The organism is Candidatus Binatia bacterium, from assembly GCA_023150935.1.
GTDB lineage: Bacteria > Desulfobacterota > Binatia > HRBIN30 > HRBIN30 > JAKLJW01.
In genome coordinates, this window is the sequence record JAKLJW010000003.1 from 185,533 (window position 1) to 202,024 (window position 16,492).

The following is a 16,492-nucleotide window of genomic DNA, read 5'->3' on the forward strand; positions in this document are numbered from 1 at the left end:
GGCCACCGTCGCACGCAGTCTCGAGACGTCATGGCGCCGGGCCGCCGGGCTCGCCGGAGCCGCCCCGACCGCAACCGGCGGGGCGGGAGCCCGAGGCGCCTCCGCCCGCGGCGGAGCAACCGGTGCCCGCGGAGGCGGGGGCGGCGCCGACGCCGCACCGGTCGGCCTGGCTCCCGATTCTGTTGCCGCCGCGACCGGAGCGGCGGGTCCGCTCCGGTCGCTCTGCTCGCCTTCGGGCTCCGTCACGGTTTCCGTGCGGGATACGGCAGCGCCGCTATCGACCAGCGCCAGCACGGCGCCGACCGGCGCCGCCTCGCCTTCCTTGACCCGGATCTCCGTCAACACACCGGAGACTTCCGCCTCGATCTCCATGTCCGCCTTGTCGGTCTCGACCTCGGCGATCGCCTCTCCGGCCTCGAGGCGGTCGCCGGCGCGCTTGAACCAGCGCAGGACCGTACCCTGCTCCATGGTGTCGCTGAGCTTCGGCATGGTTATTTCGGTTGCCATCGTCGCCCGTCACTCCCCGATCGAAGCCGTCTCCCTGACCGCGTCACCGCCTATCATCTCAACCGCCTACCCTCTAATTCCACCCCACCCTAACACCCAACGACCCGCCCTCACATACCGGGCAGCCGCATCGTGCGGACCGGCGCAAACGAGCGGCGATGGACGGGCGAGGGCCCGTGGCGCTCGATGGCAGCGAGGTGTTCCGGCGTGCCGTATCCCATGTTGCGGCCAAGGCCGTAGCCGGGATAGGCGGTCTCGAGTGTCTGCATGAGACGGTCGCGGGCAACCTTGGCGACGATCGATGCCGCGGCAACGGCGTAGCAGCGGGCATCGCCGCCAATCAGCGCGGTCTGCGGAACCGAGATGCCCGGTACGCGGCGCGCGTCGACAACGACGTGGTCGGGCGGTTCCGGCAGCGCCAGCAAGGCGCGCCGCATCGCCTCGAGGGCGGCGTGGTAGATATTGAGCCGGTCGATGTCGGCAACCTCGACGATGCCCACTCCCACCCCGAGCGCGCAGGCACGGATCGCCGCCTCGGCCGTTGCGCGCGCGGCCGCCGTGAGGCGCTTCGAATCGTCGACCCCGTGGGGCCGGCCGTCCGGCGGCAACACGACCGCCGCGGCGACCACCGGACCGGCCAGCGGTCCGACGCCGACCTCGTCGACCCCGGCGACACGACTCAACCCCCGAGCCCAGAGTTCCCGTTCCACCTGAAGCAGCGCGCCAAAACGCGCCGCCTGTCGCCTCGCGCGTGTGCTGGTCGCCATCGTCCCTTCCTTCCCGGCCGCGGGCATGATGCCCGAGCGGGGCCGGGACGTTCAACCGCGCGTTGTATTGTGCGCCTTCCGGTCGCTGTGCTCTACTCGGCGGCAACGTGGCGACCGAGCCGGTGACGCAGATAGATCACCATCTGACTGACGGCGGCGCCAAGGGTGTCGGTGCCACTGTCGAGGAGCGACGATGTCCGGCTCGGAACGAAAGCCTGACGCGCCTCGTCGGCCAGCGCGTAAAGTGCGGCCATGAACAGCGCCAACAGCGCCGTACGCGTCCGCCAGGCGGGCGGCCGCCCGCGCCGCAGCGCCCAGTAGAGTAGGCTGCCGAGAATGAAGAACTCGACGAAGTGGGCGGCTTTGCGCACGACAGTGTGCGCCAGAACGAACCCGGCCGGGGTGATGTCGGGGAACAGGAAGCGCAGAACCGGGTCAAGGTACCGGTGCGTATTGCTGGCCGAGAACGGGTCGCCCGAGAGCGTCGAGATGACGAGCAGCCAGAGCACAACCGGCGCCCAGTACCGCAACAACTCTCCAGCCGGAGCGCGGCCCGCAGAGGTCATCGCTTCACCCCAATCCGACAACGATCCCGGCCGGCGGTACGCCGCGAACGGCGGCACGCGCGGCGCCGCTCTGAACCGAGTCGCATGATTGCCCGTCTTGGGTCGTCGATCCTCCTCTTCCTTGCCGCGGCAAGCGTCGCCTTCGTGCTCTGGCGCATCGCCGGTGTCGGCCCGGCGGCGCCGGCGGCGACCCCGACACCGAGCCCGCCGGCGGGCACCCCGACGCCGACCGTAACCCCGTTGCAGGCCCCGAAAGGGTACCGACTGGCCGGCGTCGCCGTGGGCGACGCCGAGTCATACGCCGTCATCGAAGCCCCCACCGGGAGCAGCGTGCTGTACCGATTGAACGCCACGGTTCCCGGTTTGGGCCGCCTCGTGAGGATCGAGCCGGAGCGCGTCGTGCTGGCGGCCACCGATACGGACCAGTTCGAACTCTGGATCGCCCCGGCGCCATCGCCGACGCCGGGCCGCATCCCGGCGAGCCGTGCGCTCACGCCGGAGCGCGGCGGGCGGCCGCGACTCGATCGCAGGACTCCCGGATCAACGCCTTGAGGCGTACCGGGTCGACCGGCTTCTTGAAGAGCACACCCTCCAATCCCTCGAGCCGGCTGCGCTTGATGACGTGATCGCGATCGTAATAGTACCCGGTCATCAGCAGCACCGGCGTCGTGCCGCGCTGTTTGATCTCCATGAATAGATCGTAGCCGTCGAGGTCGGGCATCACGACGTCGCTGACCACGATGTCGACATCCGTATGGTCGAGGATGCGCAGCGCCTCGATACCACCCCCGGCGGTCAGAACCTCGCAGCCTTCCTGGCGCAGCACGTCGCGCAGCGACTGGCAGACCCCCAGATCGTCGTCGACGACCAGCACACGCAGTCCTTTCAAGCTCGGGGTAGCGCTCGCGCACGGCGCCATGGCCAGGTCGGCCATCTGCGTGCCGTCGTGGTACTCGCGCGTCGTGTACTCGGCCCCTCTGGCCATCTCGACCAGTCGGTTGACGATGCGCTGGATCTTGTTCAGTTCGCGCCGCACCGACTCGATCCGCTCCTCCTCGACGATGGCCCGGTCGTCCGACGCGGTGTCGTGGACGAAGCGCGCCAGCATATCCGTCTGGTTGAGGATCACTTCCAGCGGGTTGTTGATCTCGTGGCAGACCGCAACCGCGACTTCGCCGAGCGTCGCCAGACGATCCCGGCGGCGGATTTCTCGCAGGTCCTTGGCGAATCCGAGCGAACCGATTTCGAAACCGTCGGCGTCGTAGAGAATGGATCCGGAAATGGCGACGGGGATCTCCTGGCCCCAGCGGTCGAGAAAAGTGGTTTCGAAGTTCTTGATCTTGCCCGGCCCGGCCGTGTCCTCGTTGCGCATGGCGTCCATCACCCGGCGCGCTTCGGCCATCGACGGATACAGCGTGAGGACGTGCTGTCCGAGGATCTCGGCGGCCGTATATCCGAGGTTCTTCTCGGCGCCGTCGTTGTAAAAGACCACGGTGCCGTTGCGGTCGACGGCGACGACGATGTCGGGCGAGCTCTCGATGAGCTGCTCGAGGTAGTTGGGTGGGAACCTTCCGAGCGCGTCTTGAAATGCACGCGCCGCTTCCGAGGTCATGACGACAACGCCTCCGGTAATCAGCCGGTAAAACCCGGCGGCCGAGCCCACGATTCCAGACGGCCCGGCGGCAGCGGCACGCGCACCCGTTGCTTGCGCGCAAGCCGCAGAAAGACCTTCATCGACGTCTCGAACTCCTCGATCGGTCGCACCTCCAACAGCCCCTCCCCGACCATCGCGTTGAAGGTGTCGGCGCCGCGTTGCGTCCGGAGCACGGTGATCGTCCAACCGTTGGCGCCCACCCCGCCGCAGGAGATGTCCGCCAGCTCGGCGGAAAAGTCGCCGCAGTGGTGACATTCGGGGCGAGCGTATTCCTGCGCGTCGCGCAGCGGGATCTCCACCCGCTCGCCGTTGTTCTTGTCGATCAGGATCTTCCCCTTCACGTTGAACTTGCGGATGTCCCGCAACGGGATGCCCATCCGCCCCTCGATCGTGTCCACCATCAGCTCGTCGAAGGTGAACACCTCGCTACAGAGGAGCCCGACGGTTAGCACGACCCGGTCGCCGAAGTTCTTGAGAAAGTACCGCTGCCGCTCCAGGTGTTTCTCCTTCTTGCGACCGTTGTCGAGAAACGCCGGATCGGCAAGCTGCATCTTGCGCACCGGGGTTATCTGGCAGGGCACCCCGACGAACGCCACGCGCGACAGGCCCCCGCGTTCGGCATCGGCGAGGGCAAGGTCGTTCGGGCAGTAGGTGTACCACGAGCTGGCGCTCGCAATCGCCTCGTCGACGGTGGTGACCACCCGTGGCCGCGGCGCACACGGAGCACTGTCCTCGACGGTCGATACGACCGCGCCGTCGAAGGTGCCGTTGCGGAGCCCCCAGACCAGAATCGAGGTCACGACCCCACCGTCCTCGCAGCGCGCCAGGACAGCAGGGTCCTTGGCTCGCGCGGCAACGATGCGTCGATAAGCGCCGAATCCGCCACGGTACACATGGTCGTCGCCGAACACCCGATCGCCGAGATGGTGCTCGCGGTCGCCGAGACGGGGGCACACCTGGGCACACACGTCGCACCCAATCCCTAAACTGATGCCGCAGTGATCGAACGGGTTGGAGGCCTTGGCGACCTGCTTGGGCTTGCCGTCGACGTAGTCGATGACGTTGTGCGGGCACACGAGGACGCAACTGCCGCACTCGCAGCAGCTCCCATACGCCACCACCTCGTTCATCATTTCCCTGAAGGTCGCGTGCATGCGGGATATCTAATTGACGCTATCCCCGCCAACCCGGAGAGTCAACGTCCTAGGAGCCTGTCGGAGAAAGCGGGCCCTCGCCCTTCGACGGGCTCAGGGCGAGCGGAAAATGCTGTGAAATCAAGGCAGAGCCCGCTCGTGCTGAGCTTGTCGAAGCACCAGCGGGCCTTTCTCCGACAGGCTGCTAGCGAAAGCGACTCCGCGTCTGCGGTGTGAACGCCGACCGCCCCGCAAGCGATCGCCGCGCACCGGGAGCGTCGGCCCGCGACACCTTAACGGCGAACCGTTCGGAATTAAGGCCGAATCCCCCTCGCCACGCTCCCTTCTTCCGAGCGTCGGCAGTCAACGAAAGGTCCGCCGGCGGGGCCCCGAACGTGCGGATGTGCCCGTAACGGTGGGAGCGCACCACCACCGTACCCGCAGGGTCGATCCGCACAGCGACGGCCCCGTCCGTGTCGGTCCGCAGGATCGTCGCGCCGCGGCTTCCGTAGCGCCGCACCACGTCGCGGTGCGGGAAGCCAAAGGGGTTACCGAAACCGGCCGACACGACGGCCAGGGCGGGGGCCGTGGCGTCGACGAACCCGGCGGTGCTCGAGGTCCGACTGCCGTGATGCGGAACCTTGACCACGGTGCTCCCCAGCTCCGTTGCCGGACGCTGCAGCAGCGCGCGTTCGCCTCCGGCCTCGATGTCTCCCGGAAACAGGACATGTCGAGTTCCGAACGAAAGGCGCAGCACCAGGGAATCGTCGTTGGGCTGGCCGGACAGGGCACCGCCCTCTGGCGAGACGACCGTGGCCACGACGGCCCCCAGTTGCCGCGTTGCACCTCGCGCCAGCACGCGCTCGACGGCGCCTTGCTCGCCAACTACTCGCCGCAGCGCCGCGAAGCGGGCGCCGGATGCCGCCTGCCCGTTCCACCACAGCTCGCGCGGCGCGAACTGCTGGGCCAGAAAAGCGAGGCCGCCGTAATGGTCCCACTGCGCGTGGCTCAAGACCAGGTAGTCGATGCGGCCGATTTTCCGCTGCCACAGGAACGGAGCGACGAGGCGTTCGCCGGTATCGAACGTGTCGCCCAGCCCCCCGGCGTCGATGACCAGCACATCCCCGCCAGGCAACTCGACCACCGCACAGTCGGCCTGACCGACGCTCAGGAACGTCACCCGCAGGTCGTCGTGCAGGTAGCGCTCGCCGTACCACCAACCAGCATCGATGGCCATGGCAAGCGCCAGCAGAATCAGCGCGCCGCTCCGCCGGCGGCCGCGCAATAGCACCGCGCTCCCCAGCGCCCCGTACAGGATTGCCAGCTCGATCCCGGTAGGCGTCACCACGCGCCAGACCGCATACGGAATCCGCGCCAGCGCATCGACGATCCCCAGGCCCAGCGCGAGTCCGGGCCAGGCCAGCAGCACGAAGAACCTGGCCAGCGGTTCCCACACCAGGTACGCCACGGCGCCCAACAAACCGAGGATTACCGTGGCACCGCCGAGCAACGGGACGACGACGGCATTGGCAACGAGGCTCACCGGCGTAACCTGATTGAAGTGCAAGGCGGTCAGCGGCGCCGTCGCCAGAAAGGCCAGAACCGAGACCGCGAGGTACATGGCGGTCGCCCGTTCGAGTCGCACCCGCCAGCCGCGCAGCGAGGCCATGGTGGTTTCCTCGTGCGCCCGCCATCGATCGCCGAACCTCTCCATGCCGACGACCAGGACCAGAACCGCCACGAACGAGAGCTGAAAGGAGATGTCCATCGACGCGCCGGGCGACCAGATCAGCAGGCCCAGCGCGGCTGCGGCAAGGCTGACCAGCAGGTGGCGCTGGCGATCGCAGACGACGGCGCCAAGCACGACGACAACCATTATGACCGCCCGCAGCGTGGCAACGCTTGTCCCGGCAATGCCGGCGTACATCAGCACACCGGCCACGGCGGCACCGACGGCGAGCCTGGGTACCGCTCCGGTGAGCAGGATCGATCGGCTGCGAGCCAGCAGCCAGCGGAAGGCGGCGTAGCCGGCCGCGGCAACCAGCCCGACGTGCAATCCGGAAATCGACAGCACATGGGCAACACCGGTAGCTGTAAACGCAGCACGCACATCCGCCGGCAGTTCGTTGGCCGTGCCGACAATCAACGCCCCGAGCAAGGCGGCCGGCGCCGGCGGCAATACGCTCCCGAACAACCCCCCGACACCCCGCCGCCAGCGCGCGAAGGCCGGTCCGACGCCGCTGTCCGGCCGGTCCAGCAACTCGATGTCGCGGTCGGCGGCGAGGAACCCCGTGACGTAAACGCCGCGCCGCGCCAGATAGGCGCGGTAATCGAGTTCGCCCGGGTTGCCGAAGTTGCGCGGCGCCCGGATCGACACCCGCAGACGCACCCGATCACCCACCCGCCACCGACGACCCATCTCGCGCACGTTGACCAGGACGGCACCCTGCACGGTGCGTTCGCCCTCGGCCGTGCCGATACGCTCGCCCGCAATCCACAACCGGCCTCCCCGCCCACGCTTCTCGCCATCGGTCGTCAAAGTCGCCTCGAGCGCCGCATAACGACGCGGGGCCCATTGCGCGATATGGTCTGCGGGCAGGTGGGGGCGGTAGACGCGATCGGCGGCCAGCCACGCGATCAAGAAGCTGAGGAGCAACATCCCGGCCCGGCGGCCGGCCCGATGCGGAAGTGCGATCAAGGCGACCGCGGCGACTGCCGATCCGACCGTCGACGGCGGTGCCGCCGTGCCGGCTGCAAGCAGGTCGCCGGCAATCCACGCCGGCGCTACGACGAGCAGCAGCGGTGCCGCGGCGAATCGCTCCATCGCGGCACGAGCGAACCGACCGGGAGGGCCCACACGCCGCCCGACCGCTAACCGGGCGCGATCATTCGTCGTCGCCCCGAGAAAAGCCGGCATCCCCGGTTTCTCCGGTGGCGGCCGACGGCTCGCGCCGATCTGCCGGCGCGGCGGCGAGGGCGGCGTGGATCTGGGTCGCCAGAGCAGTCGAAATGCCGGGAACGCGCGCCAGCTCGTCGATGCTTGCCGCCCGTACTCGTAGAGCGCTGCCGAAGTGCCGCAGCAGAGCTTTGCGTCGCGCCGGCCCCACACCGGCAATGCCGTCCAGCACCGAACGCAGCCGCTCCTTGCCGCGCAGGCTCCGGTGGTAGGTAATGGCGAACCGGTGCGCTTCGTCGCGAAGTCGCTGCAAGAGAAAGAGCGCCGTCGAATTGCGCGCGAGAACGATCGGGTTCTTGCGCCCGGGGACGAAGACCCGTTCGTCGCTGCGATTAACCGCGGTCGCTTGCGCCGCCCTTTCCACCCGCGTCTTGGCGAGGCCGACCACGTCGACTTCGGCGATGCCGAGTTCGGCCAGCACCGACACGGCCACGTTGAGCTGACCCTTGCCGCCGTCGACCACGAGCAGATCGGGAAAGTCCCGCCGTTCCAGCCCACGGCGGAAGCGCCGCACGAGCACCTCGTACATCATGCGGAAATCGTCGGCCCCGGGCACCGTCTTGATGCGAAAGCGGCGATAGCGGTTCTTGTCGGGCTCGCCCTCGTCGAAGGTGACCATCGACCCGACCGCGAGCTGACCCTGGATGTTGGAGATGTCGAAGCATTCGATGCGCTTCGGGGCGTTGCGCAGGCCGAGCCGGCGCTGCAGCTCCTCGCTCATGCGCTCGCGCTGGCGGTCGACGTCGCGACGCTCGCGGAAGCTCTGCGCCGCGTTCTCGCCGGCCATCTCGACCAGGCGCGCCTTGTCGCCGCGTTGCGGGCGCAGCACGGACACCCGACGGCCTTTGCGTTCCGACAGATAGTCGGTTCGCACCTCGGCGTCGTCGAGTTCCACCGGCACCAGAACCTCGTCCGGCACGTAACGGTCACCCTGATAGAACTGGGTCAGCAACGCCTCGACCACTTCCGTATCGGGAAACTCGAAGTCCTCGAAGCTGTACGTCTGATTCGACGTGAGCTTGCCCTGGCGTATGAACAGCACCTGCGCCTCGATGAAGCCACCTTCGCGATAGATGCCAAAGACGTCCTGGTCGACGCCCCAGTGGGCCACCACCTGCTGCTTCTCCTGCGTCTGTTCGATAGCGCGAATGCGGTCGCGCAGGCGGGCCGCGTCTTCGAAGCGTTCCGCTTCGGCCGCCGCGATCATCTCGTCGCGGAGCTGGCGCACGAGTTGGGAGCTGCGACCTTCGAGCAGGAGCACGGCGGCGCGCAGGTGTTGCGCATACACGACCGGGTCGACGGGCAAGCAGCACGGACCGAGGCAGCGCTTGATCTGGTACTCAAGACACGGGCGACTGCGGTTACGGAAAACGCCATCGCTGCAAGTCCGCAGCGGAATGACCTTGCGAATGGTGTCGATCGTGTCCCGCACGCTCTGCGCCGAAGCGTAAGGGCCGAAGTACCGGCTGCCGTCCTTGACGATCTTGCGGGTTACCAGCACTCGCGGCCACGGGTCCTGCACGGTCACCTTCACGCTGACGTACGACTTGTCGTCCTTCAGTCGGATGTTGTAGCGTGGTTTATATCGCTTGATAAGATTATTTTCAAGTATCAACGCCTCCTTGTCGTTGGTCGTGACCAGGGTTTCGAGGTCGGCGACGCGCGGCATGAGAAAGCGGATCTGGCTGCGCTCGTCGCCGCCCCGGAAGTACGTTCGCAAGCGAGCGCGCAGGTTCTTCGCCTTGCCGACATAGATGATCTTGCCGTGGCGGTCCTTCAATAGATAAACGCCGGGCCGCGGCTGCACGGCGGCAAGCCGGGCCGCGAGGGCAACGGTACCCGCCGGCGCCTTCCCGGAAGCGTCGTCGATAGGGTCGGACACGCGGCGGATTATAGCGCGAGGAGTTGGGGGACTTGAGGGCCGCCTGGGGGCTCGGGGGCTTTTATGGAGCGTCTTTCCCGATCCCTCACCCTCTCACGCCATCACGCGCTCACGCCCTCACGCCCCCGGGCCCCCACGCCCTAATTCCCCGTTGATTTCTCCCCGGCACCGGCCGTAGCATCCTGCACAGCCATGAAGCGCTGGTTTGCCATGTCGGCGATCGGGCGAGATCGGCCGGGAATTGTCGCCGATCTCGCCGAGCTCATCTACGAGTGCGACTGCAACCTCGAGGATTCGAGCATGACCATCCTCGGAAGCGAGTTTGCCGTACTGCTACTGCTGACCGGCGAGGGCGCGGACGTGGGAGCGCGGTTGTCGGCGGCGTGCAAACGCGTCGAGTGGGAGAAGCGGCTCACCGTGTTCTTCCGGCCGCTGGATGCGGCGCCGCCCGGGTACGGCGCCACGCCGCCGCGGCGCCGCTACGAGTTGCAGGCAACCGGCATCGACAAGGCCGGCATCGTTGCCCGGGTGGCTCGCTGCCTGGCGGACCAGGGCATCAACATCACCCACATGGCGACGCAGTCACGGCCGGAGCCGTTGAGCGGCACCTCGATGTACAGCATGCAAATCCGCATGGACGCGCCGGCCGACGTCGACGAGTCGGCCCTGCGGGCGGGGCTCGATGCCATCGCCGCGCAGTTGCACGTCGAAATCGCGTTGCAGCCGACCGACGGCGAGGCCTGACCGCCGCCGCCGCAAGCGGGTGCCTGACGCCGACCGGCGTGCTACGGTATCTACCAGGAGGGTCTTCTAATGTTCGGCCTTGGCGTTCCCGAGCTCGTCATCATCCTTGTCGTCGCGCTGCTCATCTTCGGGCCGGGCCGCCTGCCGGAAATCGGCGGAGCTATCGGCCGCGGGATTCGCGATTTCCGTAAAGCGTTCGAGAGCAAGGACGAGGAGCCGAAGAAGGTGGACAGCAACCCCGACGCGCCGCCACCAGGGTGAACCGGGACGCTAGTGTCCGAGGTCCAGCGGCTGATCGCGCCAGTCGCCGGCGTGGACCCAGTTGACGTAGCGAACCAGAGCATCGAGGTCGGTGTCGCCGATGAAGTCTTTGTAGGCGGGCATGTAGACGCGTTGGCCCTCGATGAAGTAGCGCGCGATGGGGTGCTCGCGCAGGCGCGGCAGGGTGCCGTCGCGAATCCAGGCGCGCAGTTCGTCGTCGTCGCGCACCAGATCTCGGAAATCGTCCCCCCACCAGCCGGGAACGTACCCCTTGAACGAGCCGGGGTTGGCCCCGCCGCCTGCGCCCATCGGACCGTGGCAGTGAAAACAGTTGAGCGCCAAGGCCAGTTCCTGCCCCCGCGCCACGACCGCGTCGGCCGGAACGATCAGACCGGAAACCACGCGTAAGTAAGCCAAGAGGTCGTCGATCTCGGCACTGCCGAGATAGCCGCGATAGGCGGGCATGGCGAGTAGCTGTCTGGCCATGGCCTGGCGATACCGCGGGTCATTGCGCTTACGCGCCGGAGCGCCGTCGACGATGTACTCGCGCAGCTCGGCATCGCTCTTGACGAACATCATCAATGTACCACCGGTGAAGCCGGGCACCTCGCCGTCCTTACTGCCCGGGTTGGCGACGCCCCCGGCACCGTCGGGGCCGTGGCAATCGAAGCAACCGGCCCGCACGGCCACGGCGTAGCCGCGCTGCGGCGCCGTGATTTCGACCCGCAGCACCAGCCGGCGCGCCGCGGGATACGCGAGTACGGCGACGGCGATCAGGAAAGCGAAGAACCAGACCGGCATCCGCACCGTGGACCTCACAGGTCGAGCACCACGGTCGCTTCCCAGCCGGCAGCCGTCTGTGCGACCCGGAGCCGGTGCAGGGTCACCGCCTTGACATCGCCGGCGAGCTGGTGGCGGGCCGGGTCGATCGACTCACCGGCCAGTGTGGCGGCGACGCGAACACCCTCGGCCGTGTCGTCGACCGCGACCTCGGTCGGACGCAAGAACAGGCCCTCTGCGTCCTTGTAGTAAATCAATTCTTCGAGAAACCGCAGCAGCGCCAGATCGCGACTCGCCGCCTCGACCCGCGCCGTGCGCACAACGTCGTGGCGCAGCGCCTCCGGATTGCCGAGCATCGCCGCCAGCGTCGCTTCGGCGGCAGCGCAAAAGCACTCGGCGAGCGTCTCCCCCACGGCGACGAAGCCGACGTCGGCGGTGGGGGCATCCTCGACGAACCGATATGGGCCCACCGCCGCATCACCCCTTGACGTTACCGATCGGCGTCAGGCGCACGACCGGCCGGCTCAGCCCCGCAGCCGCGGTCGCGGCCACGACCGCGTCGATGTCCTTGTACGCAGCGCCCGCCTCCTCGGCGAGGCCGGCATAAGAGACGGTACGGACATAGATACCGCGATGAGCGAGGTCGCGTTCGAGCTGCTGGCCGCGGAACTGCTTCTTCGCCGCCGCGCGGCTCATGGTGCGGCCGCTGCCGTGCGCGGTGGTGAAGAACGCCGCCCGACCGCTCTCTACTCCGCACAGCAGATACGAACCGGTCTCCATGCTGCCGCCGATAATCACCGGCTGGCCGATAAACCGAAACGCCGCCGGCACGTCCGCCATGCCCGGTGCAAAGGCCCGCGTCGCCCCCTTGCGGTGCACCAGCAACTGGCGTCGCCGGCCGCCGACCTCGTGCTCCTCCAGCTTCGCGGTGTTGTGCGAAACGTCGTACACCATATCGAGGCCAAGATCGCGCGCGTCGCGACCGAGGACGTCGCTGAACACCTCGCGGATGCGGTGCAGGATCATCTGCCGGTTGGCGAAGGACATGTTCATGCCGCACTTCATCGCCGCGAAGTACGCCTGACCTTCCGCGGACCGGAACGGCGCGCAGGCGAGGTCGCGGTCGGGCAACTTGATGCCGAACTTCTTGTCCATCAGCGGCAGGAACGCCTGCACATAGTCGCTGGCGATCTGATGACCGAAGCCGCGGCTGCCGCAGTGGAACATGACGACGACCTGGTACGGCCGGTCGATGCCCATGACCGCGGCGGCTTCGGCATCGAAGACGTGCTCGGGTTTGACGATCTGGATCTCGAGGTAGTGATTACCCGAACCGAGCGTACCGACCTGGGCGCGGCCGCGATCGAGGGCCCGCTTGCTGACGCAGTCGGGGTCGGCACCGGCGATCGCACCGCGTTCCTCGGTGCGGTCGAGATCCTCGGGCCAGCCGTAGCCGTGGTCAATGCACCAGCGCGCGCCGTGACGGCCGACGTCGCGGAACTCGGCGTCGCCGAGCTTCAGGAAGCCGTGGCCGCCGACCCCGGCGGGCACCCGTGTGTACAGTGCGTCGACCAGGCGGTGGACGTGCTCGCGGATATCGTCGTGCACCAGATTGGTACGCACCAGACGCATACCGCAGTTGATATCGAAGCCGATGCCCCCGGGAGAAATGACGCCGGTGTCGGGGTCCATCGCGGCCAGACCGCCGATCGGGAACCCGTAGCCCCAGTGGCCGTCGGGCATGCAGAAGGCGCGGTCGACGATGCCGGGCAGCAGCGCCACGTTGGTGATCTGCTCGAAGACCTGGTCGTCCATGCCGGCGAGGATCTCCGGCGTGGCGAAGATGCGCGCGGGCACGCGCATGCCAGGCTTGGCCGAACGCGGGATGTCCCAGACGGCCTCGTCGACCTGCTGCAGGTGCCGGCGCAACGCGCTGCCGCGCGCCTTGTTCGCGTCACCCATCTATGCGGAGCGTACGCGCGGCGATTACCCGCCGCAAGGCGCGCGCGGTTCACTCAGGACCGACGATCGAATCGAAGAACTTGACCAGATCGCCGCGCTCGGCGCCGCCGTTGAAGGCCATGGCGGCGCGCGGGTGCTGATTCATCAGACCGGTGATCATGTAGGGAATGTCGAAGCCCCAGCGCAGGTCCTTGCGCAGCGGTTCGATGTGATCCTGGATGCACTGCAGCACCGGGCGCAGGCGGTAGCGTGGGTTGTGGAGGAAGCCGATGAGCAGCTCGGTCTGGCAGTTGCCGGCACCGCGGCCGAGTCCGGCCAGGCTGCTGTCGAGCAGGTCGGCGCCCTTGATGGCGGCCTCGATGGTGTTGGCGTAGGCGAGCTGCTGGTTGTTGTGGGCGTGCATGCCGACGGTCTTGCCGCGCGGTTTGGCGATGGCGAGGTACTTGTCGATCAGGTAGTGCACCTGCTCGCTGTAGAACGAGCCGAAGCTATCGACCAGATACACGGCGCCGACGACCGAGTCGCACAGCAACTCGAGCGCACTTTCGATCTCGCGCTCCGGCACGGTCGAGGCCGCCATCAGGTTTACCGTCGTTTCGTAGCCCTTGGCGTGAGCGTCGGCGATCATGTCGAGCGCCACCGGGATCTGATGGATGTACGTGGCCACCCGCACCATATCGACGACGCTGTCCTTCCTGGGGAGGATGTCCTCGCCGTAGTCGCAGCGCTCGGCGTCGGCCATCACGCACAACTTGAGGTCGGTCTGGTTGTCGCCGACGATGCGGCGCACGTCCTCCTCGTCACAGAACTTCCACGGCCCGAAGTTCTCTCGCCTGGCGATACGCCTGGAGGTCTTGTAGCCGATCTCCATGTAGTCGATGCCGCCCTCGACGCAGGCACGGTAGACGGCGCGCACGACGTCATCGCTGAAGCGGTGATCGTTCATCAGGCCGCCGTCGCGGATGGTAACGTCGACGATTTTGATCTCGGGGCGATACGAGACCCACTTGTGCGCGAAGGTCTTGGCGTTCTCTACCTTGGTCATGGTCGCTGCCTCGCTGGAGCTGGGGTTGGACGATGTGACAACCAGCACCGATAGCCGGTACAAACCCCGGTCGCAACCGGCAGTCGGCTTGAGTGTGGCGGCGATGTCAGCAGGCGAACGCCGGGGATCTGCGCTTACGCGGGGCGAGCGGCGGCACAGGCCGTAACCAGGCGGCGCACCTCGGCAGCGATACGATCGTAGGCCCGGTCAGCGAGCCAGTCCCGGCGGAAGACGCTGGCGCCGAAGGCCACGGCCGCGGCGCCGCAGGCGAAATACGTCGTCAGATTTTCGGCATTGACCCCGCCGACGGCCATAAGCTCGATGCGGTCGAAGGGTCCCTTGATCTCGCGCAGGTAAGTCGGCCCGAACACGCCGGCGGGAAAGACCTTCACCATCGTCGCCCCCGCGGCCCACGCGGCGTAGATCTCCTGCGGCGTCAGGGCACCGGGGAAGACCGGCACGCCCTCGGCGGCACAGCGCTCCACCACCGCCGGCACGAGAGTCGGCATGACGACGAACGAGGCGCCGGCGGCGAGCGCGGCGGCGAGCGCGTCGAGATCGAGGACGGTGCCGGCCCCGACCATCAGCCGCTCGCCGGCGACGGCGCGCAGGCGTGCGATCAACGCCGGCGCGCCGGCGGTGTTCATGGTGATTTCGACGGTCGTCAGCCCGGCGCCGATCACCGCTTCGGTCAACGGCTCGACGTCCTCGGCGGCGATGCCGCGCCAAATGCCCACCAATGGCAGGCGGCGGAAGCGGTCAAGGTCCATTGCCCATCGCTGCTAGCAGCGCCGTGCATACCCTTCCAGTCGCCGCGGGTTCACGCTCGCCAGCGATCTGCCAGTTCAGCAGGGACCCGTCATGTGGAGTCCTGAAGGCCGGCCAGATAGCGCCAGGCGTCGGCCACACGGACGCCAGCCGGGGCAGCACGGCCAGCGGTCTCGCGCGCGATCAGCCAGCGGGTTTGCGGCCCGCCCGGACGCTGAATCGCCGCGCACTCCCGGCGCCAGGTCTCGTCCTCGGACAGCGACCAGGCAGTGTTAACCCAGGCTTCCGCGTCCGCGCCTCCAACGGCCAGATCGATCTCTTGCGGCCCTCCCAAATACGCAAGGTCTTCGCGCTGGCGGCGATGGTGGAGAAACACAGCGTTCTCGAGGCGCCGGCCCCGGTCAATGAGCGGCCCGGGTCGGTAAGGGTAGCCGAGCGACCAATCCACGACGTGAAGCTTCTTCGGCTGCATGGCCTGTTTGCGCAGCGAGCGATCCGCCACCGGCAACAGATAGACGAGATATGCCTCCTCCAGGTGGCGCAGGTAGCGGTAGAGGGTGTCCTTGCCAACGGCCAAGCCCCGCGACCGCAGGTCGAGATACAGCCGGTGCGGACTCAACAGCGTCGCAGGGGATGCCAGGCAATGCCGCAGCATCTCGCGCAAGATCAAGGGATTGGACAGGCCGTGCCGCTCGACCAGATCGCGATAGAAGACCAGGTCGACGTACTCTCGCAAGATGCGCGGACGCAGCGCCTCCTCGGCCAGGACAACCTCGGGCAACCCACCGGTCTGCAGGTAGTCGTCGAGCGCCGCCGCCATCCTTGCTTCGGAGAGCGCCGAATAGGGCTCGTGGGAGAGACCGCGAAACGTAAGGTATTCGGCGAACGAGAGCGGAAACACCTCGTAGCTCAGGCAGCGCCCACGCAAACCAGTGGCGATTTCGCGGCTGAGCAGCTTCGACGAAGAACCGGTCACAAACACCGCTCCCGCCCGCGTGTCGTGCAGGCGGCGTACGAAACGCTCCCAACCGGGCGCGTTCTGCACTTCGTCAAAAAGGAAGTACCGAGGGCTGGCCGCGTGGGCGGGATGCAACTCCGCGTGCGCGTGTAGGACGGCGTCGAGGTCTCTGGCGCGCAGCGGCTGGAGGCGGTCGTCTTCGAAGTTCAACGCGACGATCTGGCGACGATCGACCCCCGTCGCCTGCAGGCGCCGAATGACGTCCAGCAGCAGGAACGTCTTGCCGCTGCGGCGGATGCCGACGAGTACGATCACCTTACCCGAGTTCAGCGGTACATCGACGGCTCGCGGCCGCATGGACGGCAACAGCAGTTCCTCAGCCTCCCGAAGCACGTACTTCAGCCTTTCCTTGTCCATGGGGAAACAACTACGGCATCCTTTCCTCGGATGCAAGGAAACGGGTGTTCGCTCCGAACGGTCCGAGGGAATTCGCGGGGTATGCAGCCTCC

The 16,492-nt window shown here is 67.5% G+C and carries 15 protein-coding genes and 2 pseudogenes; 4 read left to right on the forward strand and 13 right to left on the reverse strand.

All coding sequences use genetic code 11. From position 1 onward, the window contains the following. The first annotated feature begins 40 nt into the window (after window positions 1-40). Window positions 41-133 (forward strand): annotated as a pseudogene (locus L6Q96_03995) (collagen-like protein). Between the two features lie 212 nt (window positions 134-345). On the opposite strand, the pseudogene L6Q96_04000 reads toward L6Q96_03995, so the two are convergent. The 3 genes and pseudogenes from L6Q96_04000 to L6Q96_04010 form a co-directional block, all read right to left on the reverse strand. Continuing rightward, window positions 346-468: pseudogene (locus L6Q96_04000) on the reverse strand (lipoyl domain-containing protein). Between the two features lie 149 nt (window positions 469-617). Beyond that, window positions 618-1,274 (reverse strand): ribonuclease HII, encoded by a 657-nt coding sequence (locus tag L6Q96_04005; GenBank protein MCK6553736.1) that lies wholly within the window; start codon window positions 1,272-1,274, stop codon window positions 618-620. A 92-nt stretch (window positions 1,275-1,366) separates the two neighbouring features. Next, entirely contained in the window at window positions 1,367-1,840 is a 474-nt protein-coding gene (locus L6Q96_04010; GenBank protein MCK6553737.1) for a VanZ family protein, read from the reverse strand. Window positions 1,841-1,924: 84 nt separating this feature from the next. Here L6Q96_04010 and L6Q96_04015 point away from each other — a divergent pair, with 84 nt between their 5' ends. Next, window positions 1,925-2,392, forward strand: a complete 468-nt coding sequence (locus L6Q96_04015) for a hypothetical protein (protein ID MCK6553738.1) — start codon at window positions 1,925-1,927, stop codon at window positions 2,390-2,392. On the opposite strand, the gene L6Q96_04020 is transcribed toward L6Q96_04015, so the two are convergent. From L6Q96_04020 to uvrC, 4 genes are all read right to left on the reverse strand, one after another. Next, window positions 2,331-3,452: a response regulator gene (locus tag L6Q96_04020; protein ID MCK6553739.1), complete on the reverse strand. Its 1,122-nt coding sequence runs from the start codon at window positions 3,450-3,452 to the stop codon at window positions 2,331-2,333. The two genes, L6Q96_04015 and L6Q96_04020, sit on opposite strands and share 62 nt — an antisense overlap. Before the next feature lie 20 nt (window positions 3,453-3,472). Beyond that, window positions 3,473-4,648 carry a Coenzyme F420 hydrogenase/dehydrogenase, beta subunit C-terminal domain gene (locus L6Q96_04025; protein MCK6553740.1) on the reverse strand — a complete coding sequence of 392 codons (1,176 nt, stop codon included), beginning with the start codon at window positions 4,646-4,648 and terminating at the stop codon, window positions 3,473-3,475. A gap of 184 nt (window positions 4,649-4,832) precedes the next feature. Next, window positions 4,833-7,451, reverse strand: a complete 2,619-nt coding sequence (locus tag L6Q96_04030; protein ID MCK6553741.1) for a DNA internalization-related competence protein ComEC/Rec2 — start codon at window positions 7,449-7,451, stop codon at window positions 4,833-4,835. Window positions 7,452-7,512: 61 nt separating this feature from the next. After that, window positions 7,513-9,465 carry an excinuclease ABC subunit UvrC gene (gene uvrC, locus L6Q96_04035; GenBank protein ID MCK6553742.1) on the reverse strand — a complete coding sequence of 651 codons (1,953 nt, stop codon included), beginning with the start codon at window positions 9,463-9,465 and terminating at the stop codon, window positions 7,513-7,515. Window positions 9,466-9,657: 192 nt separating this feature from the next. Between uvrC and L6Q96_04040 the strand changes: the two genes are divergently transcribed. Both L6Q96_04040 and L6Q96_04045 read left to right on the forward strand, forming a co-directional pair. Beyond that, window positions 9,658-10,209 carry a hypothetical protein gene (locus tag L6Q96_04040; protein ID MCK6553743.1) on the forward strand — a complete coding sequence of 184 codons (552 nt, stop codon included), beginning with the start codon at window positions 9,658-9,660 and terminating at the stop codon, window positions 10,207-10,209. Between the two features lie 69 nt (window positions 10,210-10,278). Further along, the gene (locus L6Q96_04045) at window positions 10,279-10,470 is read left to right on the forward strand and encodes a twin-arginine translocase TatA/TatE family subunit (GenBank protein ID MCK6553744.1); all 192 of its coding nucleotides are present in this window, start codon (window positions 10,279-10,281) and stop codon (window positions 10,468-10,470) included. A 9-nt stretch (window positions 10,471-10,479) separates the two neighbouring features. Here L6Q96_04045 and L6Q96_04050 read toward each other — a convergent pair whose 3' ends face one another. From L6Q96_04050 to L6Q96_04075, 6 genes are all read right to left on the reverse strand, one after another. Then, the gene (locus L6Q96_04050; GenBank protein MCK6553745.1) at window positions 10,480-11,271 is read right to left on the reverse strand and encodes a c-type cytochrome; all 792 of its coding nucleotides are present in this window, start codon (window positions 11,269-11,271) and stop codon (window positions 10,480-10,482) included. A gap of 14 nt (window positions 11,272-11,285) precedes the next feature. Further along, complete coding sequence (locus tag L6Q96_04055) at window positions 11,286-11,720, reverse strand: archease (GenBank protein ID MCK6553746.1); 435 nt, start codon at window positions 11,718-11,720, stop codon at window positions 11,286-11,288. A 7-nt stretch (window positions 11,721-11,727) separates the two neighbouring features. After that, a complete protein-coding gene (locus L6Q96_04060) occupies window positions 11,728-13,113 on the reverse strand; it encodes an RtcB family protein (protein ID MCK6553747.1) in 1,386 nt (461 codons plus the stop codon). Window positions 13,114-13,261: 148 nt separating this feature from the next. After that, window positions 13,262-14,257 carry an aldolase catalytic domain-containing protein gene (locus L6Q96_04065; GenBank protein MCK6553748.1) on the reverse strand — a complete coding sequence of 332 codons (996 nt, stop codon included), beginning with the start codon at window positions 14,255-14,257 and terminating at the stop codon, window positions 13,262-13,264. Window positions 14,258-14,391: 134 nt separating this feature from the next. Next, window positions 14,392-15,027: a bifunctional 4-hydroxy-2-oxoglutarate aldolase/2-dehydro-3-deoxy-phosphogluconate aldolase gene (locus L6Q96_04070; protein ID MCK6553749.1), complete on the reverse strand. Its 636-nt coding sequence runs from the start codon at window positions 15,025-15,027 to the stop codon at window positions 14,392-14,394. Window positions 15,028-15,116: 89 nt separating this feature from the next. Continuing rightward, entirely contained in the window at window positions 15,117-16,400 is a 1,284-nt protein-coding gene (locus L6Q96_04075) for an ATP-binding protein (protein ID MCK6553750.1), read from the reverse strand. Window positions 16,401-16,492 lie beyond the last annotated feature (92 nt).